This is a genomic window from Bradyrhizobium sp. UFLA05-89 (assembly GCF_059803475.1).
Genome location: NZ_JBANBA010000024.1, coordinates 44,097 through 64,908 on the forward strand (window position 1 = coordinate 44,097; position 20,812 = coordinate 64,908).

Consider the following 20,812-nt stretch of genomic DNA (forward strand, 5'->3'; position numbering starts at 1 on the left):
CGCGATAGATGCCACGAAAGCGAGGAAAATCAAAGGGTTTCCGCCTCGCCTGCGGGTCGTGCGGGTTAGACCTCCAACACAATTTTGCCAATATGTGCACTCGTCTCCATCCGCCGGTGCGCCTCTGCCGCCTTTTCCAGCGGGAAAGTGCTGTCCATCAGCGGTTTGATGCGGCCTTCGCGCAAGAGCGGCATCACCTTGGCCTCGATCGCGGCCACCATCGCCGCCTTGTCCGCATTACTACGGGGGCGCAGCGTCGAGCCGGTATGGGTGAGGCGCTTCACCATGACCTTGGCGATGTTGACGTTGACCTTGGGGCCGTTGAGGGTTGCGATCTGTACGATGCGGCCGTCGACCGCGGCGGCATCATAGTTGCGGTCGACATAGTCGCCGGCGACCATGTCGAGGATCAGGTTGGCGCCGGCATTGCCGGTCTCCGCCTTGACCACGGCAACGAAGTCCTCGGTCTTGTAGTTGATGGCGCGGTCGGCGCCCAGCTTGAGGCAGGCATCGATCTTGTCCTGCGAGCCGACGGTGACGATGACCTTCGCACCGAACGCTTTCGCAAGCTGGATCGCCATCGTGCCGATGCCGGAGGAGCCGCCATGGACCAGCAGCGTCTCGCCGGCCTTCAGCCCACCGCGCTCGAACACGTTGTGCCAGACCGTCATCAGGGTTTCCGGCAGCGCGCCGGCTTCCTGGATCGACAGCGCCGGCGGCACGCTCATGGCCTGGGCGTCCTGGGCGATGCAGTACTGCGCGTAGCCGCCGCCTGCGACCAGCGACATCACCTTGTCGCCGATCTTGTGCCGCTTGGCGTTGTTGCCGACCGCCACTACTTCGCCCGCAACCTCCAGCCCCGGCAGATCGCTGGCGCCGGGTGGCGGCGGATACGCGCCGGAGCGTTGCGCCACGTCGGGCCGGTTCACGCCGGCGGCCATCACCCTGATCAGGATCTCGTCGGGACCCGGCTGTGGCAGCGCACGCTGCTCCGGCACCAGCACCTCGGGGCCGCCGGGCTTGGAGATGGCGACCACGGTCATTTGCGCAGGCAGCTTTTCCATGATTTGTCCTTGATTGTCCCCGTGCCTTAGGGGTGCAGGAAGAACGAGGCAATTGATTAGCCAGCGGGCTACGCGCTGGCAACCGCTTCGGGTTCGGTTGTGATGGAGGAGAGATGATGGCGATGGACGATGACGACCGGCCACGCAAGAAGATCACCCACGAGATCGGACAGGACCTCTCACTGTTATCGGTCGAGGAATTGACCGAGCGCATTTCACTGCTGAAATCCGAGATTGCAAGGCTCGAGGAAGCGGCAACCAAGAAGCGCGCCTCGCGCGATGCCGCGAATAGCGTTTTCAAGACGTAGCAACACTTGCAGTCCTCATCCTGAGGAGCGGCCGAAGGCCGCGTCTCGAAGGATGGCCGCGGAAACCGGGCCTTCATGGTTCGAGACGCGCGCGATGCGCGCTCCTCACCATGAGGATTGATGGTCCGCCCGCTGAAGCCGCTGTCCTTGAGACTGTTCCGCACCCCCCCTCGGCCAATGGCCGACATGGCTAACGAACCCTCAAAAAAATCGCTCGTTTACGGTCGATTAAGCTTTCGCGTTTATGACTGGAACCGTCCTCGTTTGGACACCGAGTGGCTCCTGTCCACTCTGTTTGACGCCTCCCTGTTATCAACTTTCAAAGCCGCCGGTCTCCGGCGGCTCTTTTTTTGCCCTTGTTTTGCTTCTTGCGTGTCCCGGCTTGGTGCAATCAGGCGCGGAAACCATAAACGCGGTTGCTGCTGGACTTCGCGGCCGGCCCGCGCAATGATTTGTTCATCATAAGCCGGCGCCAAAGCCGGATGGTAAACAGTTGCGTAAGGGGCGTTAACCATGGAACGTTTGCAAGCCGACGGCGCTCTCGTTCAACTCAGCGAACGGTTCACCAATTCGGCTGCGTTCGGTGCGTTGTTCCGCGAAGGCATGGACCTGGTCGAAGAGACCGCCGCCTATCTCGACGGCGCCGGCCGTACCGAGGCCAAGGCGCTCGACCGCGCCGTCAGCCTGACCTACGCCACCGAAAGCATGCGTCTCACCACCCGCCTGATGCAGCTCGCATCCTGGTTGCTCCTGCACCGCGCGGTGAAGGAAGGCGAGATGACGCTGCTTCAGGCCAACCGCGAAAAGACCAAGGTCAAGCTGACCGCGGCCGATCCCGGCCCCACCGATACGATCGAGAAGCTGCCGCAGCAATTGCAGGACCTGATCACCCGCTCGATGAGCCTGCAGACGCGCGTGCGCCGCCTCGACACCAGCATCCACACCCCGCCGACGGACCGCATGCCGATCGGCAATCCCCTGGTGCCCCAGCTCAACGCGCTCAAGGCCGCGTTCGAGGGGTAAGCGTTCAGGCGCAAGGGTGGGCAAAGGCGCAACTGCGCCTTGCCACCATCCATCCTTTCAGATCGTCGCGAGAAATGGCGGGCACGCTTCGCTTTGCCCACCCTACAGACCTTTGGCTCGTTTGAGGGCTCAAACAAAAACGCCCCTGGTCTCCCAGGGGCGTTTTTCGTCGCGGCCTGATCGGCCGGATCAATCCTTCTTGAGGAAGCCCGAGAACTTCTTCTGGAACCGGGAGACGCGGCCGCCGCGGTCCATGATCTGGGCGGAGCCGCCGGTCCAGGCCGGGTGCGACTTCGGGTCGATGTCGAGCTGGAGCTTGTCGCCTTCCTTGCCCCAGGTGGAGCGGGTCTGGTACTCGGTACCGTCGGTCATCACGACGGTAATCGTATGATAATTCGGGTGAATCTCGGCTTTCATGGCAATTCCTCGGCGCCCCGGCGCCTCATTGAGTGGCTAGCGAATGACGGATTTGGGCGGCTCTATACCCCACGAAACCTCGCAAAACAAGCCATTGCGGGATGAGCGAACCGGGCTTGCCCCTAAGGGACATCCCGGATTTGCTACTACCTTTGCACCAGCCTATTGGGAGCGGACTAATCCAATGGGTCGGATCTCATGAGCGCAGTGGAACGGCTTGATGACGTCGATCAGGGCGAGATGAACGCCGCGGACACCCCTTCGATCGAGGCCGAGCTGATCGAGCAGCCGGCCAAAGGTCGGGCAAAGCTGCGGCCGCTGATGGCGCTGGCGCCCTATGTGGGTCGCTATCGCGGCCGCGCGGCGCTTGCCTTCGTCGCGCTGACGATTGCCGCGCTGACCACGCTTTTGGTGCCGGTCGCGGTGCGGCGGATGATCGATTTCGGCTTCACGCCGGAAGGCATCGCGCTGATCAACAGCTATTTTGCGGTGATGATCGCGGTGGTCGCGGTGCTCGCGCTGGCAAGCGCGGCGCGCTACTACCTCGTGATGACGATCGGCGAGCGCATCGTCGCCGATCTCCGCCGCGACGTGTTCGGCCATCTGCTCTCGCTCTCGCCGACCTTCTTCGATTCCGCACGCAGCGGCGAGCTGGTCTCGCGGCTCACCGCCGACACCACCCAGATCAAGTCCGCGGTCGGCGCGTCGGTGTCAATCGCACTGCGCAACATGATGATGTTCTTGGGCGCGGTCGCGATGATGGTGATCACGAGCCCACGCCTCTCGGGCTTCGTGCTGCTCGCCATTCCCCTGATCGTGCTGCCGCTGGTCGCCTTCGGGCGCTGGGTGCGGCGGCTGTCGCGCAACGCGCAGGATACGCTCGCCGACGCCTCGGCCTATGCCTCCGAGCTGGTCGGTGCCATCCGCACCGTGCAGGCCTATACCAGCGAGCAGCTCGCCGGAAAGCGCTTCGGCGGCGAGGTCGAGCAGGCCTATGAGGCGGCGCGCACCTCGACACAGGCGCGCGCAGTGCTGACCGCCATCATCATCTTCATCGTGTTCACGAGCGTGGTCGCGATCCTCTGGATCGGCTCGCATGACGTCCTGATCGGCTCGATCACGCCCGGCCGTCTCGGTCAGTTCGTGCTCTACGCGGCATTTGCCGCCGCCGGCCTTGGCCAGCTCAGCGAGGTCTGGGGCGAGGTCGCGGCCGCCTCCGGTGCCGCCGAGCGCCTGTTCGAGATCCTGCACGTGCAGCCGGAGATCACGGCGCCGGCGATGCCGCGCGCGCTGCCGTCGCCCGCGCGCGGCGAGGTCGGCTTTGACAAGGTGAGCTTCGCCTATCCGGCGCGGCCCGACGTCAAGGTGCTCGATGGCGTTTCGCTCAACGTACGCCCCGGCGAGAAGGTTGCGATCGTCGGTCCGTCCGGCGCCGGCAAGAGCACGCTGTTTCATCTCCTGCTGCGGTTCTACGATCCGAAGCTGGGCGCGATCGCGCTCGACGGCGTGCCGGTCAGATCGGCTGATCCGCGTGAGTTGCGCGCGCGCATCGCGCTGGTGCCGCAGGAATCGGTGGTGTTCGCCGCTACCGCCCGCGAGAACATCCGCTTCGGCCGGCCCGACGCGACCGACCCCGAGGTCGAGCGTGCCGCCGAGCTGGCGCACGCCGCCGAGTTCATCCGCCGCCTGCCGGAAGGGTTTGAGACCCCGCTTGGCGAGCGCGGCGTGACGCTGTCCGGCGGCCAGCGCCAGCGCATCGCGATCGCGCGCGCGATCCTGCGCGATGCGCCACTGCTGCTGCTGGATGAAGCAACCTCGTCGCTGGACGCGGAAAGCGAGACGCTGGTTCAGACTGCGCTGGAAGAGCTGATGAGCCATCGCACCACGATCGTGATCGCCCATCGCCTCGCCACCGTGCTGTCATGCGACCGCATCCTGGTGATGGACCAGGGCCGGATCGTCGAGCAGGGCACGCATGCCGAGCTGGTCGCGGCGAACGGGCTCTATGCGCGGCTGGCAAGGTTGCAGTTCGAGGGGGCGTGAGGGCGCCTCCCGGTCCAAACCTCGAAAACAACCCCATGCAAAGTAGAACGGCAGTTGCCGGTGGCGGGGCGTAAGTGCCTCAAGTTCCTGTCATTGCCGCGCTCGCAATGACGGCCGGGTGCGGGGCTGGCTGCCGCGCCTACGGCTTCCATTCCATCTTCAGCACCGGCCGTCCCGAGGTCGGGTTCACGTCGTCGCCCGCGTGGGCAAAGCCGTTGCGCTCGTAGAAGCGGATGGCGCGGGTGTTGTCCTTGTTGACGAGCAGCGTGACGCCTTTCGGCGAGAGGCGCTTGGCCTCATCCACAAGAAGCCGCGCAGTATCCGAACCCCATTGTCCGGGATCGACCACGAGCTGGTCGAGATAACCTTCGCCGTCGATGGTGACGAAGCCGATCAGCGCGCCGTCCTGCTCGGCGACGACGATCGCCGCCTTCGGCACCAGATCCTTGCGCCAGCGCTCGCGCCACCAGTCGCGCCGCGCCGCGAAGTCGATCTGCGGATAGGCCTGCTGCCAGGTGCGATGCCACAGATCGATCGCCGCCGCCTCGTCCTCGGCGCGATAGGGGCGGAGGTGGAAGCTCACTACCGCTCCGTTAGCTTCAGCTCGATGCGGCGGTTCCGCTTGAAGGCGTCCTCGGTGTTGCCGGTGTCGAGCGGCTGGAATTCGGCAAAGCCGGCGGCGACCAGGCGCTCGGCGGGCACGCCGAGCGAGATCAGGTATTGCACCACCGAGATCGCGCGGGCCGATGACAATTCCCAGTTGGACTTGAAGTTGGCACCGCTGACCGGCCGCACGTCGGTATGGCCATCGACGCGCAGCACCCAGGGGATCTCGCTCGGGATCTTGCCGTTGAGCTCGTTCAGCGCGCTTGCGACCGTGTCGAGCTCGGTGCGGCCCTCGGGTAGGAGCGTTGCCTGGCCGGTGTCGAAGAACACTTCGGACTGGAACACGAAGCGGTCGCCGACGACGCGGATGTCGGGACGGTTGCCGAGGATCGCGCGCAGGCGGCCGAAGAATTCCGAGCGATAGCGCGACAATTCCTGCACCCGCTGGGCCAAAGCCACGTTGAGGCGAGAACCCAGATCGGCAATCCGCGTCTGCGATTCCTTGTCGCGCTTCTCGGAGGCGTCGAGTGCTTCCTCGAGCGCTGCCAATTGCCGCCGCAGTGCGCTGATCTGCTGGTTCAGCACCTCGATCTGCGCCAGCGCGCGCGCGGACACCTGCTTCTCGGAGTCCAGCGCCTTGCTGAGCTCGGTGGTCTTGCCCTGCGCATCGTTGCCGGCATTCGCAAGTCCCTCATAGAGGCCCTTGAGGCGGTTGCGCTCGGACTCGGCCGAGGCGAGGCCAGCCTTGAGCTGCGACACCTGGTCGTCGAGGCTGAGCTTGCCGAGCTTTTCCAGCGACAACAGCTCGTTGAGCTGCGCGATCTTGGCGTTGAGCTGCTCCAGCGCCTTGTCCTTGCCGGTGACCTCCTGCGACAGGAAGAACTGCACGACCAGGAAGACCGAGAGCAGGAACACGATCGACAGCACCAGCGTCGACAGCGCGTCGACGAAACCGGGCCAGTAGTTGAAGGGGCCTTCGCTGCGGCGGGCGCGGGCAAGAGCCATCTCGCTTGTCTCCACTTTCTTGTCCCGGACGCGGCGCAGCGTGCAACGCTGCTCCGCAGAGTCGGGACCCACATTTCAAGTAACGCTGGGCCCCGGCTCAGCAGCGCGCCACTGCGTGCTGCGCTGCGTCCGGGGCACGGTAGCCCAGCGAGTACTCAACTCTTCTCCGGCTGGCGGGCGAGGCGCTCGAGCAGGCGGCGGATCTCGCGGTTCTGCTCGCCCTGGCCGTCGGCCCATTCGCGGATCATCTGCTGCTCGGTTCGCATGTGCGAGACCAGCGCCTGGATGGCTTCGGCAAGGCTTGCCATCGCCGCAGTCGTGCCGCGGCTCGCGTTGCCTTCCTCGAGCACCGAGCGCAGCCGCTCCACCGCGGCCTGGAGCTCGCCGGAAGCCACACCGCCGCCGCTGGCGACGGCCGCCACCTCGCCGCTGCCATATTCGCGCACGGTGGTGGCGAGCCAGTCTTCGAGGTCGGTGTAGAAGCGGTTCTGCGCCTGGCTCGATTGCAGGTCGAGGAAGCCGAGGATCAGCGAGCCGGCGAGGCCGAACAGCGAGCTGGAGAACGAGATACCCATGCCGCCAAGCGGGGCAGCTAGGCCTTCCTTCAGCGTATCGAAGAGAGCGCCGGCGTCGCCGCCGACCTTCAATCCGTCGATCACCTTGCCGACTGAGCCAACGGTCTCGATCAGGCCCCAGAAGGTGCCGAGCAGGCCGAGGAAGACCAGCAATCCCGTCATATAGCGGGAGATGTCGCGGGCCTCGTCCAGGCGGGTCGCGATCGAATCGAGCAGGTGCCGCATGGTCTGCTGGGTGATGCTCATCCGCCCGGACCGCTCGCCGCCGAGAATCGCCGCCATCGGGGCCAGCAGTCTCGGATGGCGCGACGGCGCAAGCCCGGGATCCGCGATACGGAAATTGTTGACCCAGGAGACCTCGGGATAGAGCCGGATCACCTGCCGGAATGCCAGGATGATGCCGATGAACAGCACACCGCCGATCAGGGCGTTCAGCCCGGGATTGGCGAAGAAGGCGGTGATGATCTGCTTGTAGAGCACGACCCCGACCAGCGAGCAGAGCACCAGAAACACCAGCATCCGGACCAGGAACACGCTGGGGGAGGATAGTTTGATGTAGTTGATGTCCATGGGGGAGCGGGGCGAAGTGCCAGGCTTCATGGCCGATGTCATCCGTTGCGAAACCTCGAATTGCAGCCTGCACTATGGCACAGAGCCAGCCCAAAAAAAGCGGGAAGGGGCCGATTTCAGGGGTAACCAGGGAACCTAAAGCTGAAACCGGGCTTTGAAGCTTTGGTACTTTGTAAAACTCCGGCGTTCCCGAAGACTCAAGTCGGATTTTTTGCATGATGACCTATCGCGGGGCGCTTCGCGCGCTTTCGCCTGCGATTCCGACGACGTTCGCCTGGATGGCAGCGGACCAGCAATTCCGGCCCGGTGGACGTCATCTGGGCTTTTTCGGCCGGACTGGTCGGCGCCGGCAGTCTTCGTTGGCTGGTCTCCGAGCCTGCGCCGGCGATCGCTACCGCGCCTGTCAGGCGCGAACCAGCGCCTTTTTCCACTCCTGCTCAGAGCCACGGTCAAGGGAGCGACCCCATGAGCTTCGTCTCCACCATCATCGAGACCGCCGAACGCGTGCCGTTACCTGACGTGGTCGTCCGCGCCGCGATTCAGCGGCTGTGCTCGCGCACCGCGACGCGCCTTGCTGACCGCACGGCGGCGGATGACACGGCTTTCGCCGGCCAGATGATGCTGCGGCCGATCGCCGAGCATGCCGATGCCGCCAACATCCAGCACTGCGAGGTGCCATTTGCTTTCTTCGCGGCGGTGCTCGGCCCCAAACGCAAATATTCGTCCTGCTTCTACAACACGGCTGCGACCACGTTGCAGGAGGCGGAAGAAGAAGCCTTGCGCCAGACCGTCGCGCATGCCGATCTTGCCGACGGGCAGTCGATCCTCGAGCTCGGCTGCGGCTGGGGTTCGCTGTCGCTGTGGATGGCGCGGCAGTTTCGGCATGCCGAGGTGACGGCGGTCTCGAACTCACATTCGCAGCGCGACCATATCGAGGAGGAGGCGCGACGGCGTGGCCTGCAAAACCTCCGCGTCGTCACGTCTGACATGAACGTGTTCGCACCCGACCGCCGCTTCGATCGCATCGTCTCGGTGGAGATGTTCGAGCGCATGATGAACTGGCGCAAGCTCCTGACGAACGTTCGCTCCTGGCTCGATGTCGACGGACGCTTCTTCATGCATATCTTCACCCATCGCTCGGGCTCGTATTTGTTCGACCGTACCGACCGCGACGACTGGGTTGCGCAGCATTTCTTCACTGGCGGCGTGATGCCGAGCCATCACCTTGTCAGGCAATATCCCGACCTGTTCGAGGTCGAGAAGGAATGGTGCTGGAGCGGCACGCACTATCAGCGCACCGCGAACGACTGGCTGGTCAATTTCGACCGCAATCGTGAAGCCATTGAAGCGGCCTTGCGCCAGGTCTATGGCAACGACACCGTATTGTGGATGCGTCGCTGGCGCTGGTTTTTCCTCGCCACCGCAGGCCTGTTCGGCCACGCCGACGGCACCGAATGGGGCGTCAGCCATTACCGCATGAAGGCGGTGGCATAGGGCGCGTGCTCGCCATCAGGCGTGCCGCGGATGGTGTGCACGGGTCTGCTGTGCCTCTGATCGCGGCGCGATAGCGGAGCTCAGACCAGGTCTGAGTTGGGGCCGATATCCGAAGTCTGCGCGCCAAACCAAGCGCGGAACCGGTTGGTCATCGGAGGGGCTCGTCAAACCATACTGCGAAGCCCCAAGTTGGGTGAGGGTTTCTCCGCATTGAAACCGGTCTTTCAACGGGTCTCAGTCCCTTGATTCAGATCAAGGGACTTGCGGATCACAACCCATGTCATTGCGGCTTCGAAAGAAATGTCGGATGTCGACCCCTTGAGCGGCCTTGACCGGTTCTAGACGTCGGCCGATAGGCAGAATGGCATGAGCGCAGCAGCGAATGCGAACACGACCAACGAGGTGGTGCCCTGGCACGCGATACCTCAGCATGAGGTCGTCGAGCGACTTGCTACCAGCTGCGAGAAAGGGCTTGCTCCGGCCGAGGCTACGGCCCGACTTCAGAAATTCGGTCAGAACCGCTTGCCCGAAGGCAGGAAACGCGGCGCGTTTGCGAGGCTTCTCGCACAGTTCAACAACATCCTGGTCTACGTGCTGCTCGCCGCGGGGTTCACCAAGTTGATGCTGAACCTGTGGGTCGACGCGGCGATCATCTTTGGCGTGGTCGTTCTCAACGCGCTCCTCGGATTCATTCAGGAGGGCAAGGCCGAGAAGGCACTGGATTCCATCCGCAATTTGCTGACCGCCGAGGCCAGGGCGGTACGCGGTGGGGAAACCCGCATGATTCCAGCGGAGCAGCTCGTTCCGGGCGACGTCGTGCTCCTGGAGTCGGGCGACAAGATTCCTGCGGATCTGCGACTGTTCGAGACAAAGAACCTGCGGACCGAAGAGGCGGCCCTCACTGGTGAATCGGTGCCGGCAGAAAAGGGCGTCGACGCGGTGCCTGCGAACGCGACGGTCGGCGATCGCGAGAACATGGCATTTTCCGGCACCATGGTCGTATCCGGTCGTGCGACCGGACTGGTCGTCGCGACCGGCACTCAGACCGAACTCGGCCGCATCAACCAGTTGCTCGCCGACGTCAGCCCGCTCGAGACTCCGCTGCTGCGCCAGATCAAGAAATTTGGCTACGCCATCAGCGCGGCAATCGGGGTGATCAGCGTCCTGATCTTCGCCTACGGCAAGTGGGTGAAAGGGATCGACTTTGTGGAGCTCTTCCAGGCAGTCGTCGGCATCGCCGTATCGCTTATCCCGGAAGGACTACCTGCACTCATCACGATCACCCTGGCCATCGGCGTCCAGCGCATGGCCCAGCGCAACGCGATTATCCGGCGGTTGCCCGCAGTCGAGACGCTCGGCTCCGTGTCGCGGATCTGCTCTGACAAGACGGGTACGCTGACGCTCATGGAGATGATGGTGGTATCCGCCGTCACAGCCGAGTCGGCGTATCAGGTCACCGGCGATGGCTATTCTCCCGCGGGAGAAATCAAAAAGGACGGACAGCCCGCCGGCAAGGATCCGGTCCTTGCGCTGATGGGGCGCGTGTCCCTGCTCTGCAACGACGCGGAACTGTTCCAGGAGGAGGGCACCTGGAAGGTGGAGGGCGATCCGACCGAGGGCGCACTCTATCCGTTCGCGGCAAAGCTCGGCATGGATCGGCAGCTCGAGCAGGCTGCATCTCCGCGTATCGACGCCATTCCGTTTGAATCCGAGCACAAGTTTATGGCAACGCTCCAGAGAGATGCGAACGGCGAGCAAGTCCTGCTCGTCAAGGGCGCTCCGGAAGTCATTCTTGAACACTGCGATCGCCAGCAGACCGGCGATGGCCAGTCGAGCCCGCTCGACCGCAATCGCTTCTCGGAACAATCGGACAGGCTCGCGGCCCAAGGTGAACGTGTGCTGGCGTTCGCGTGGCTCCGGAACCCGAATGTGAAGGCTGGCAGTCTCACCGCGGCCGATCTGCCAAGGACGCTGGTCCTGCTCGGCCTGATCGGCCTCCTGGATCCGCCGCGCAAGGAGGCGATCGAAGCCGTGAAGGAGTGCCAAGGTGGTGGCATCCGCGTCACCATGATCACCGGCGATCACAAGATCACCGCCGCGGCCATCGCCAAGATGCTTGGGCTCGGCGACGGCAAGACCGCGATCACGGGCGCCGAAATCGAGGACATGGACAGCGCGACGCTGCAGGAACGAGTTCGCGCCGTCGACGTCTTCGCGCGCGCCAGCCCCGAACACAAGCTGCGCCTGGTGAAAGCGATCCAGGCCAACAATCAAATCGTGGCGATGACGGGTGACGGTGTGAACGACGCGCCTTCTCTCAAGAAAGCCGACATCGGGGTCGCGATGGGTATCAAGGGCACCGAGGTCACGAAGGAAGCTGCTGAAATGATCCTTGCCGACGATAACTTCGCCTCGATCTCGGCGGCGGTGAAGGAAGGGCGCACCGTCTACAACAATATCGAGAAGGCCATGCTATTCATGCTGCCGACCAACGTCGCGCAGGCGCTGGTCATTGCGGTGGCGATCTTTGTCGGGTTCACCATGCCGATCACGGCTCCGCAATTGCTCTGGGTCAATATGGTCACCTCGGTCGCGCTGGGCCTCGTCATCTCCTTCGAGCCGCACGAGATCGATGTGATGCAACGGCCCCCGCGCGCAGTAGACCGCCCGATCGTGACCGGCTTCGGCATCTGGCGGATCATCTTTGTCGGCCTGGCGCTCCTTGCCTACACCTTGCTGGCGTTCTTCTGGATGACGAAGCAAGGCGCATCGGATGGGCTGGCCCGAACGGTAGCGGTCAACGCCATCACAATCGGCCAGGTCTTCTATTTGCTGAATAGCCGCTACCTGCTCGATTCGTCGCTCTCCCTGAAGGCGCACATGGGCAACGCGTACTTGCCGCTCGGCATCGCTGCCGTCGTGATCCTGCAACTGATCTTCACCTACGTGCCACCGGTCCAGGCGATGTTTGGCAACGAATCTGTTCCGCTTTGGGTGTGGCCCTGGCTTCTCGCGGGCGGATTGCTGTTCTTCCTCGTGGTCGAGGCAGAGAAGCTCGTCATCCGCTCGTCAAGCGCCTTGCGGAAGGTTGTCCTTGCAGCGGAAGCAGGCGAATGAGACGGCTCGTCTTGCGCCTCGGCAGTCAAGCTTCACGTGCAAGTTCCGCACGCGCCGTGGCCAGCTCCTTTTTCTGCTCCGAACTTACCTTCGGATAGGCGAGGTCGAGTTTCTCCACTGCCTCCACGATTGCCGCGGCGACGACAAGACGGGTGAACCACCTGTTGTCGGCCGGCACCACGTACCACGGCGCCTGCTCCGATGCAGTGGCCGTGATCGCCGCTTCGTACGCGCCCATGTAATCGGCCCAGTACCTGCGCTCGCGCACGTCCGACGCGGAGAACTTCCAGTTCTTTTCGGGATTGTCGAGGCGCTTCATGAAGCGTTTCTTCTGCTCTGCGCGCGACACATGCAGAAAGAACTTGAGGATGACCGTGCCCTGCCGGGTGAGGTAATCCTCAAAGCGCGCGATGTCTGCCAGCCGTTCGCCCCAGATCCTCCTGCCCACGAACGACGACGGCAGCCTCTGCCGCTTCAGGATATCCTCGTGAACGCGCACAATGAGGACCTCCTCGTAATAGGAACGATTGAAGATTCCGATCCGTCCACGCTCCGGCAGACGCGAGACGTAGCGCCACATGAAGTCATGTGCGAGATCCTCTTGTGAGGGCTGCTTGAACGAAAAGACCTGGCAGCCCTGCGGATTTACCCCCGACATGACGTGTTTGATGGTGCTGTCCTTGCCAGCCGCATCCATGGCCTGGAACACGAGCAGGAGCGACCAACGGTCCTGGGCGTAAAGCATGTCCTGTTCTTCTGCGAGCCACCGAGTGCCCCGCTGAAGAAGGTCGGCAGCTTCGCCCTTTTCCATGTTCAGACCGCGCGTGTCGCCGGGGTCGAAATCTCCGAGCTGAAAGCCCTTGCCGCTGGAGATACGGAACGGGTGGATGTACTTCTGGATCTGGTCGAGAATCTCTTTTCTCGGCATGGAGTGTCCTCCGTCTTAAGACAAAGACAATCTCGCGCTGTCTGCGCCGGCCCGGGCTTGACCCGCTCTCCGACAGCCTTGATGGGCAGTGCGTCATCCTATCATGGTGGCAGGGCTACGTGCGTCGCGGCGGGTGCCGCGCGGGCGCATGGCGGCAATCCCACGCGGAACGAGGCTTCGTCCGTCGATCATGAGACGGTATCGATGCCAGTCCGAATCCTTGGGGCCTGGGACTAGAATGCCTGGGACCAGAATACTTGGCACTACGATACTTGGGACTAAACCGACGTCTGGTCGAGTTATACCGAGTCACTAGCCAGGCCGTACCTCAGCACGGTCACCTCATACTCGCGCGCAATGGCGTCATCCAAGTGCCCGGTGCTACCTAACGAACGCAGAGCGAAAAGCAACGGAACCGGCCCGCGAGCAGGCAGTTGCAGGACAAGGTCGGCGGTGTAACGCCCGCCGGCCTTTGCCTTGATCGAGCCGCAGTCATTGGTGTCGACTGCCACAGTTGGTTGCGGAGAGTGCGTCATGAGAAACATCGCCGACCTCCTCATGCGGTTTTGGCAAGGAAGCCAGCCCGCGTCCAATACTCAGGTCGCGGCGATGGCCGACAATCGGGATCGATCCAGCATGGCCGATTTTGTCCGCATCCTGCAGGCCTGCGATCAAGACCAGTACGGCAGGAGTTAGGGCCGATCGCGTCGGACCGCACGGGGGGCATTTGGATCTGCCGTGTCCGTTCAGGGGCACAAGCGGCAACGCTGATTGATCGCGAGATTCGGCTCAGCCGTCAGAAGTCGAATGATCTACATCTTTACCGTGCACGCCGGGCTCGTAGCGCTCCCTTGCGATGTTCTGTCGCAGCAGGGCGGCACGGCGCCCGACTCACAATCCAGTGAGCTCTGAAAACGACCACGAACTCAGCGCCCTAGCGCGTGTGACATTGCGCCGCCCGCTTCATGCTTTGCGTCGCAGCACGTGCATTCTATTTTGACCATGTCAGCCGCGCGGAATCTCTTCGACATCGTGCGTGCTGCTTTGTTCAACAATACCGGGGCACCCCACTTCATGTCAGGACTTCGAGCGCGATCGGCATGCGTTGCAATGATGCTCGCGGCCCTTGCGCCGCTGCTTGCGGGCTGTGATGAATCCAGCTCTGCAGTCTCCGCCACCCAACCTTCCGAACCCGATGTCAGCATCGTCGTCGTCAAGCCGCAATCGCGCGCCGTGGTGCGCGAGTTGCCCGGCCGCATCGCGCCGACACGCGTCGCGGAGGTGCGGCCGCGCGTCTCCGGCATTGTCGTCGAGCGCCTGTTCCGCCAGGGCAGCGAGGTGAAGGCGGGAGAAGCGCTCTATCGCATCGACCCGCGGCCGTTCGAGGTCGAGGTGATGGCGAACGAGGCCGGGCTCGCCAAGGCCGAGGCCGCGCTGATGCAGGCGCAGCAGCAGGCGCGCCGTATCGCCACGCTCACCAGCCAGCGCGCCGCGCCGGAAGCCGAGAACGAGAAGACGATTGCCGCCGAGCGCCAGGCCCAGGCCGAGGTCGAGGGCCGCAAGGCGGAGCTCGCGCGCGCCAGGCTCAACCTCGATTACGCCACCGTGCGCGCGCCGATCGATGGCGTGGTCGGTGCGGCCATCGTGAGCGAAGGCGCGCTCGTGGTGCAGAACGAGACCAATCTGGCCACCGTGCAGCAGCTCGATCCGATCTATGCGGACTTCACCCAGTCGGTCACCGAGATGAACCAGCTTCGCCGTGCCTTCGAGAACGGCGATCTCGATCGCATCGCGGCCGATGCCGCAAAAGTCCGCCTCGTGCTCGACGACAACACGACCTATTCGCTCGACGGCAAGCTCCTGTTCTCCGACGCCAAGGTCGACGCCCATACCGGGCAGGTGACGCTGCGCGGCGAGTTCCGCAATCCCAAGCGCGAATTGCTGCCCGGCATGTATGTCCGCGTCCGCATCGATCAGGGCATCGATTCCGATGCCATCGCGGTGCCCCAGCAGGCAATCCAGCGCAATGGCGGCGGCGGCAGCGAGGTGTTCGTCGTCAAGGACGACAACCGCATCGCGGTGCAGCCGGTGCGCACCGGCTCGGTGCAGGACGGCATCTGGTTCGTCACCGACGGACTGAAGGCCGGCGACAAGGTCGTGGTCGAAGGTTTCCAGAAGTTCGCTGCCGGCGACAAGGTCAAGCCGCAGTCCTGGGCCGAGGCCGACGCCACGGCGGATGCCCAGCACGCGCAGACGTTGCGGTAGCGCGCCATGCCGAGCTTCTTCATCGACAGGCCGATCTTCGCCTGGGTGGTCGCGCTGTTCATCTGCTTGATCGGCGCGATCTCGATCCCGCTGTTGCCGGTCGCGCAATATCCGATCATCGCGCCGCCCTCGATCTCGATCTCGACGAGCTATCCCGGCGCCTCGCCGGAAAATCTCTACAACAGCGTCACGCGACTGATCGAGGAGGAGCTCAACGGCGCCTCCGGCATCCTGAATTTCGAATCGACCAGCGACTCGCTCGGCCAGGTCGAGATCATCGCCAACTTCGTGCCGGGAACTGATACGGGCGCGGCCTCGGTCGAGGTGCAGAACCGAATCAAGCGCGTCGAGGCACGCCTGCCGCGCGCGGTGATCCAGCAGGGCATTTTGATCGAGGAAGCCTCCAGCGCGGTGCTTCAGATCATCACGCTGAACTCGACCGACGGCAGCCTGGATGAGGTCGGGCTCGGCGACTTCATGATCCGCAACGTGCTCGGCGAGATCCGCCGTATCCCCGGCGTTGGCCGCGCCACGCTGTATTCGACGGAGCGCTCGCTTCGCGTCTGGGTCGATCCGGCCAAGCTCGTCGGCTACGGGCTGACGGCGGATGACGTCAACAAGGCGATCAGCGCGCAGAACGCGCAGGTCGCCTCGGGCAGCATCGGCGCCGAGCCGTCGACGGCCGACCAGCGCATCTCCGCGCTGGTGCTGGTCAAGGGCCAGCTCTCCTCCCCGGATGAATTCGGTGCCATCATCCTGCGGGCCAATCCCGATGGCTCGACCGTTCGGCTGCGCGACGTCGCGCGGGTCGAGGTCGGCGGCCTCAGCTATCAGTTCAACACCCGCCTGAACGGCAAGCCGACCGCGGGCCTCTCGGTGCTGCTGTCTCCGACAGGCAATGCGCTGGCGACTGCGAGCGCAGTCGAGGCCAAGATGAAGGAGCTGTCGCGCTTCTTCCCCGCCAATATCAGTTATGAAATTCCCTACAACATCACGCCTGTCGTCGAGGCCTCGATCAAGAAGGTGCTGTCGACGCTGGTCGAGGCCGTGGTGCTGGTGTTCGTGGTGATGTTCCTGTTCCTGCAGAATATCCGCTACACCATCATTCCGACCATCGTCGTGCCGGTGGCGCTGCTCGGCGCCTGCACCGCGCTGCTGCTCGCCGGCTATTCCATCAACATGCTCTCGATGTTCGGCATGGTGCTCGCGGTCGGCATCCTCGTCGACGACGCCATCGTCGTGGTCGAGAACGTCGAGCGCATCATGGCCGAGGAAGGCCTGCCGCCGAAGGAGGCGACGCGCAAGGCGATGTCGCAGATATCAGGCGCCATCATCGGCATCACGCTGGTGCTGATGGCGGTGTTCGTGCCGATGGCGTTCTTCCCGGGCTCGGTCGGCATCATCTACCGTCAGTTCTCGGTCACCATGGTCGCCGCCATCGGTTTCTCGGCGTTCCTCGCGCTGTCGCTGACGCCGGCGCTGTGCGCCACGCTGCTCAAGCCCGTCGCGGCCGGCCACGGTCACGCGAAGAAGGGCGTGTTCGGCTGGTTCAACCGCATGCTCGAAGGCGGCAAGGAAGGCTATTCCCGCACCGTCGGCTTCTCGCTGAAGCGCACGGGCCGGCTGATGCTGGTCTATGCCGCGCTCCTCGTCGGCCTGTCCTGGGCCTTCGTCAACCTCCCCGGCGGCTTCCTGCCCGTCGACGACCAGGGCTTTGTCACCACCGACGTGCAGGCGCCGTCGGATTCGTCCTATGCCCGCACCGAGGCCGTGATCGAAAAGGTCGAAAAATATCTCGCGATGCGTCCCGGTGTGAAGGACGTCACCTTCCTCACCGGCTTCAGCTTCTCCGGCCAGGGCATGAACACAGCGCAGGCCTTCATCACGCTGAAAGACTGGTCGGAGCGCGGTCCGAAGGAGTCTGCCGCCGCGATCGTATCCGACATCAACCGTGACCTGTCGTCGATCCGCGACGCAAAGATCTCGGCGCTGCAGCCGCCGCCGATCGACAATCTCGGCAACTCCTCGGGCTTCTCGTTCCGCCTTCAGGATCGCGGCCAGAAGGGCTATGCGGCGCTGATGCGCGCGGCCGACCAGCTCATCGCGGAAGCCAATGCGAGCCCGGTGCTGCAAAAAGTCTATATCGAGGGCCTGCCCGAGGCGGGCGTGGTCAATCTCGTGATCGATCGCGAGAAGGCCGGCGCCTTCGGCGTCACGTTTGAAGACATCAACAACACCATCTCGACCAATCTCGGCTCGAACTACATCAACGACTTCCCGAACCGCGGTCGCATGCAGCGTGTCGTGGTGCAGGCCGACGCACGCGACCGCATGAAGACCGAGGACATCCTCAACTACAACGTCAAGAACAGCCGCGGCCAGCTCGTGCCGTTCTCCTCCTTCGCGACGGTCGAATGGTCGCGTGGGCCAACGCAGATCGCGGGCTTCAACTACTATCCGGCGGTGCGCATATCGGGCGAGGCAAAACCCGGCTTCACCTCGGGCGATGCGATCGCCGAGATGGAGCGGCTCGCCGGCAAATTGCCGCGCGGCTTCGGCTATGAATGGACCGGTCAGTCGTTGCAGGAAAAGCTGTCGGGCTCGCAGGCACCGTTCCTGCTGGCGCTGTCGGTGCTCGTGGTGTTCCTGTGTCTGGCCGCGCTCTATGAGAGCTGGACCATTCCGCTCGCGGTGCTCTTGACCGTGCCGCTCGGCGTCACCGGTGCCGTGATCGCGGCGATGCTGCGAGGCCTGCCGAACGACGTCTATTTCACCGTGGGCCTGATCACCATCATCGGCCTTGCGGCAAAGGATGCGATCCTCATCATCGAGTTCGCCAAGGATTTGCGTAAGGAAGGCAAGCCGCTGGTGGAAGCCACCATCGAGGCCTGCCGCCTGCGCTTCCGCCCGATCCTGATGACTGGCCTTGCCTTCATCTGCGGCGTGCTGCCGATGGCGATCGCGCATGGTGCCGGCGGCGCCAGCCAGCAATCGCTCGGCACCGTCGTGATGGGCGGCATGATCGCGGTGGTCATTCTCGCCCTATTGATGGTGCCGGTGTTCTTCGTGTCCGTGCAGCGTGTGCTGGCGGGAGATCGGGAGAAGGTGGCGACGGGGAAAGGCGAGGCGTATGGGCCGCCGTCTCCGGTGAAGTCATAAAGTACGGTGTCATGCCCCGCCTTCGCTAAAGCTTCGGCGGGCCAAGCGTGTAAACCTCGGCGAAGCCTTGGCGTAGCCGGGTCGCGGATGATGACAGCGGAGGACGCGGCGCAGCCCTTGTGCCTACCCGGCCGACTTGCGCAAAATCTTCACCAATTCCCGGTGCACGAACTCGTTGCCACACACGACGTGGCCGGTGACCAGCGCATCGCCAGGGGTTTCGATGTCGCTGACGGTGCCGCCCGCTTCGCGGACCATGATCTGGCCGGCGGCGATGTCCCAGGATTGCAAATTACGCTCCCAGTAGCCGTCGAGGCGGCCGGCAGCGACGAAGGCGAGATCGAGGGAGGCGGCGCCGAAGCGGCGCAGGCCTGCGACCTGGTCCTGGATCGCGGTCATCTCGCGGCGGAAGTATTCGTGGTCGCCGCGGCCGATATGCGGCAGGCCGCAGGCAATGACACATTCGTTGAGCTGGCGCCGGCCGGCCACCCGCAGCCGCTGATCGTTGAGGAAGGCGCCCTTGCCGCGTTCGGCGATGTAGAGCTCGTCATTGGCGGGATTGTAGATCACACCCGCGATCACCGTGCCCTCGCGCGCCAGCGCGATCGAGATCGCGAATTGCGGAATGCCGTGCAGGAAGTTGGTGGTGCCGTCGAGGGGATCGACGATCCAGGTGTGGCTCTTGTCGGTGCCTTCTCGCGTGCCGCCTTCCTCGCCGATGAAACCATAGCCGGGGCGGGCCTTGGCGAGGTCCTGGTAGAGGATCTCTTCGGCGCGCTTGTCGGCGAGCGAGACGAAATTCGCAGGTCCCTTCAGCGAGACCTGCAAGTGCTCGATCTCGCCGAGATCGCGCTTGAGGCTGCGGCCGGCGCGACGCGCGGCTTTGACCATGACGTTGATAGTTGCGGAATACAGCATGAGATCAGTCTTGATTTGCGGGAATTCGGCCCTAAGGCGCGATTGGGATAAATCGTCATCGCGCTTCAGGTTGTTGTTTGAGCATGATTTTTTCGGAAAACCGCTACGCACTTTGCGCTAACGCGGCCCACCGGGTCCGGATCATGCTCTAGCCGCTGGATTTGGGGACTGGGTGCCCTGCGGCCGGGCTGGCGTCAAGTCATTTGGTCCCGAGCCATTTCTTGGCGGCGGCCTCGGCCTTGGCCCGGTCCTCGGGCGGCAGATCGGCCAATTGCTTGTCGAGATCGGGATCGCCCTTGCCGCCGGTCTTTGCGACCAGGTGCCATTTGAAGCCCTCGATCTTGTCGGCCGGGGTCCCCATGCCGTTGATCAGCACCCAAGCCAGCCGGTTCTGCGCGATCGGGCTGTTTTGTCGGGCCGCCTTGCGAAGCAACGCCACTGCCGCGGGCTGGTTCTTCGGCGTGCCGGTGCCGTTGAACAGCGCGATGGCATATTCGAGCTCGGCATCGACATTGTCGGCGAGCGAGGCCGCCTGCAAGAGCCGCACGGCCCGCTCGACGTCCTTCGGCACGCCAGTGCCTTCCTTGTAGAAGGTCGCGAGCGCGTATTGCGCCTCGGGCAGGCCTGCGTCCGCGGCCTGGCGCAGCAGCTCAGCGGAACGCTTGACGTCCTGTGGCAGCGTCTGCCCGTCGAGATAGAGCAGCGCGAGATTATAGGCGGCCTTGGGCGCGCCGAGCTTGGCGGATGAAGCGAGCAGTTTTACCGCATCGCCCTTGTCGACCGGGCCGCCGCGGCCGGCCATGCGCATCATCGCGAGCTCGAACATGGCCTCGCGGTCGCCGGCATCCGACGCGCGTTTGTACCATTCGGCGGCCTTGACATAGTCGCGCTTGATGCCGAGGGCGTTGGAATAGAGCTGGCCCAGCATGGTCATCGCCTTGGGATCGCCGGCTTGCGCTCGCGTGATCGCAAGATCGAAGGCGGTCTTGTACTGGCCGCGCTGATACGCGCCGTACACCAGGTCGGCATTGGAATTGTCGGTCGGCGGCGCCGGGATCACCGTCGCGGCCGCTGGCGGGCTGGGCGAGGCCGAGGGCTTTGGCGCAGGCGCAGCCTCCTTCTTCTTGGTGATCGCGTGCGGCTTGGCCGTAGATTTTTCCTTGGGATTTTCCTTGGAGCTTTCCTTGGAGCTTTCCTTGGGCTTCTCGGGCGCAGGGCTGGGCGTTGCCGCCGGCGGCGTCAACGAGAGCTGCGCGGCCGCAGGCGCGGCGAGGAGCAAAAGAGCCAGGAACGACGTGGAGAGCAGGGGCTTCATGATCG

Annotated in this window: 17 protein-coding genes; 8 read left to right on the top strand and 9 right to left on the bottom strand. The window is 64.0% G+C overall.

Annotation, left to right across the window (positions count from 1 at the left end; genetic code table 11):
- Positions 1-65: 65 nt before the first annotated feature.
- The gene (locus tag SO139_RS15270; RefSeq protein ID WP_449376974.1) at positions 66-1,064 is read right to left on the bottom strand and encodes an NAD(P)H-quinone oxidoreductase; all 999 of its coding nucleotides are present in this window, start codon (positions 1,062-1,064) and stop codon (positions 66-68) included.
- 116 nt (positions 1,065-1,180) lie between these two features.
- On the opposite strand from SO139_RS15270, the gene SO139_RS15275 reads away from it, so the two are divergent.
- Positions 1,181-1,372, top strand: a complete 192-nt coding sequence (locus SO139_RS15275) for a DUF1192 domain-containing protein (protein WP_449376973.1) — start codon at positions 1,181-1,183, stop codon at positions 1,370-1,372.
- 513 nt (positions 1,373-1,885) lie between these two features.
- A complete protein-coding gene (gene rcdA, locus SO139_RS15280) occupies positions 1,886-2,395 on the top strand; it encodes a protease adaptor protein RcdA (protein WP_449376972.1) in 510 nt (169 codons plus the stop codon).
- A 189-nt stretch (positions 2,396-2,584) separates the two neighbouring features.
- Here the strand turns inward: rcdA and rpmE are convergent, their stop codons facing one another.
- Positions 2,585-2,812, bottom strand: a complete 228-nt coding sequence (gene rpmE / locus SO139_RS15285; RefSeq protein WP_027521816.1) for a 50S ribosomal protein L31 — start codon at positions 2,810-2,812, stop codon at positions 2,585-2,587.
- Between the two features lie 198 nt (positions 2,813-3,010).
- Here rpmE and SO139_RS15290 point away from each other — a divergent pair, with 198 nt between their 5' ends.
- Positions 3,011-4,855 carry an ABC transporter ATP-binding protein/permease gene (locus tag SO139_RS15290; RefSeq protein WP_449376971.1) on the top strand — a complete coding sequence of 615 codons (1,845 nt, stop codon included), beginning with the start codon at positions 3,011-3,013 and terminating at the stop codon, positions 4,853-4,855.
- A gap of 139 nt (positions 4,856-4,994) precedes the next feature.
- On the opposite strand, the gene SO139_RS15295 is transcribed toward SO139_RS15290, so the two are convergent.
- The 3 genes from SO139_RS15295 to SO139_RS15305 all read right to left on the bottom strand — a co-directional run bounded on the left by SO139_RS15295 (position 4,995) and on the right by SO139_RS15305 (position 7,641).
- Positions 4,995-5,438, bottom strand: coding sequence for a GNAT family N-acetyltransferase (locus SO139_RS15295; protein ID WP_449376970.1), 444 nt, complete (start codon positions 5,436-5,438; stop codon positions 4,995-4,997).
- Positions 5,438-6,466, bottom strand: coding sequence for a peptidoglycan -binding protein (locus SO139_RS15300; RefSeq protein ID WP_449376969.1), 1,029 nt, complete (start codon positions 6,464-6,466; stop codon positions 5,438-5,440). Before SO139_RS15300 ends, SO139_RS15295 begins: the two co-directional genes overlap by 1 nt.
- A 155-nt stretch (positions 6,467-6,621) precedes the next feature.
- Positions 6,622-7,641, bottom strand: a complete 1,020-nt coding sequence (locus SO139_RS15305; protein WP_449376968.1) for a flagellar motor protein MotA — start codon at positions 7,639-7,641, stop codon at positions 6,622-6,624.
- A 435-nt stretch (positions 7,642-8,076) separates the two neighbouring features.
- Here SO139_RS15305 and SO139_RS15310 point away from each other — a divergent pair, with 435 nt between their 5' ends.
- Positions 8,077-9,105, top strand: a complete 1,029-nt coding sequence (locus tag SO139_RS15310) for an SAM-dependent methyltransferase (RefSeq protein WP_449376967.1) — start codon at positions 8,077-8,079, stop codon at positions 9,103-9,105.
- A 366-nt stretch (positions 9,106-9,471) separates the two neighbouring features.
- Positions 9,472-12,222, top strand: a complete 2,751-nt coding sequence (locus tag SO139_RS15315) for an HAD-IC family P-type ATPase (RefSeq protein ID WP_498540195.1) — start codon at positions 9,472-9,474, stop codon at positions 12,220-12,222.
- A 25-nt stretch (positions 12,223-12,247) separates the two neighbouring features.
- Here the strand turns inward: SO139_RS15315 and SO139_RS15320 are convergent, their stop codons facing one another.
- Complete coding sequence (locus SO139_RS15320) at positions 12,248-13,150, bottom strand: polyphosphate kinase 2 family protein (protein WP_449376965.1); 903 nt, start codon at positions 13,148-13,150, stop codon at positions 12,248-12,250.
- A gap of 299 nt (positions 13,151-13,449) precedes the next feature.
- On the bottom strand, positions 13,450-13,695 hold the full coding sequence (locus SO139_RS15325; protein ID WP_449376964.1) for a hypothetical protein: 246 nt from the start codon (positions 13,693-13,695) through the stop codon (positions 13,450-13,452).
- On the opposite strand from SO139_RS15325, the gene SO139_RS15330 reads away from it, so the two are divergent.
- From SO139_RS15330 to SO139_RS15340, 3 genes are all read left to right on the top strand, one after another.
- Positions 13,685-13,846, top strand: a complete 162-nt coding sequence (locus SO139_RS15330) for a hypothetical protein (RefSeq protein ID WP_449376963.1) — start codon at positions 13,685-13,687, stop codon at positions 13,844-13,846. The two genes, SO139_RS15325 and SO139_RS15330, sit on opposite strands and share 11 nt — an antisense overlap.
- A gap of 378 nt (positions 13,847-14,224) precedes the next feature.
- Positions 14,225-15,415: an efflux RND transporter periplasmic adaptor subunit gene (locus SO139_RS15335; RefSeq protein ID WP_449376962.1), complete on the top strand. Its 1,191-nt coding sequence runs from the start codon at positions 14,225-14,227 to the stop codon at positions 15,413-15,415.
- Between the two features lie 6 nt (positions 15,416-15,421).
- A complete protein-coding gene (locus tag SO139_RS15340) occupies positions 15,422-18,574 on the top strand; it encodes a multidrug efflux RND transporter permease subunit (RefSeq protein WP_498540196.1) in 3,153 nt (1,050 codons plus the stop codon).
- A 123-nt stretch (positions 18,575-18,697) separates the two neighbouring features.
- On the opposite strand, the gene SO139_RS15345 is transcribed toward SO139_RS15340, so the two are convergent.
- Both SO139_RS15345 and SO139_RS15350 read right to left on the bottom strand, forming a co-directional pair.
- A complete protein-coding gene (locus tag SO139_RS15345) occupies positions 18,698-19,492 on the bottom strand; it encodes an inositol monophosphatase family protein (RefSeq protein ID WP_498540197.1) in 795 nt (264 codons plus the stop codon).
- Between the two features lie 199 nt (positions 19,493-19,691).
- Positions 19,692-20,807, bottom strand: coding sequence for a tetratricopeptide repeat protein (locus SO139_RS15350; protein ID WP_449376959.1), 1,116 nt, complete (start codon positions 20,805-20,807; stop codon positions 19,692-19,694).
- Positions 20,808-20,812 lie beyond the last annotated feature (5 nt).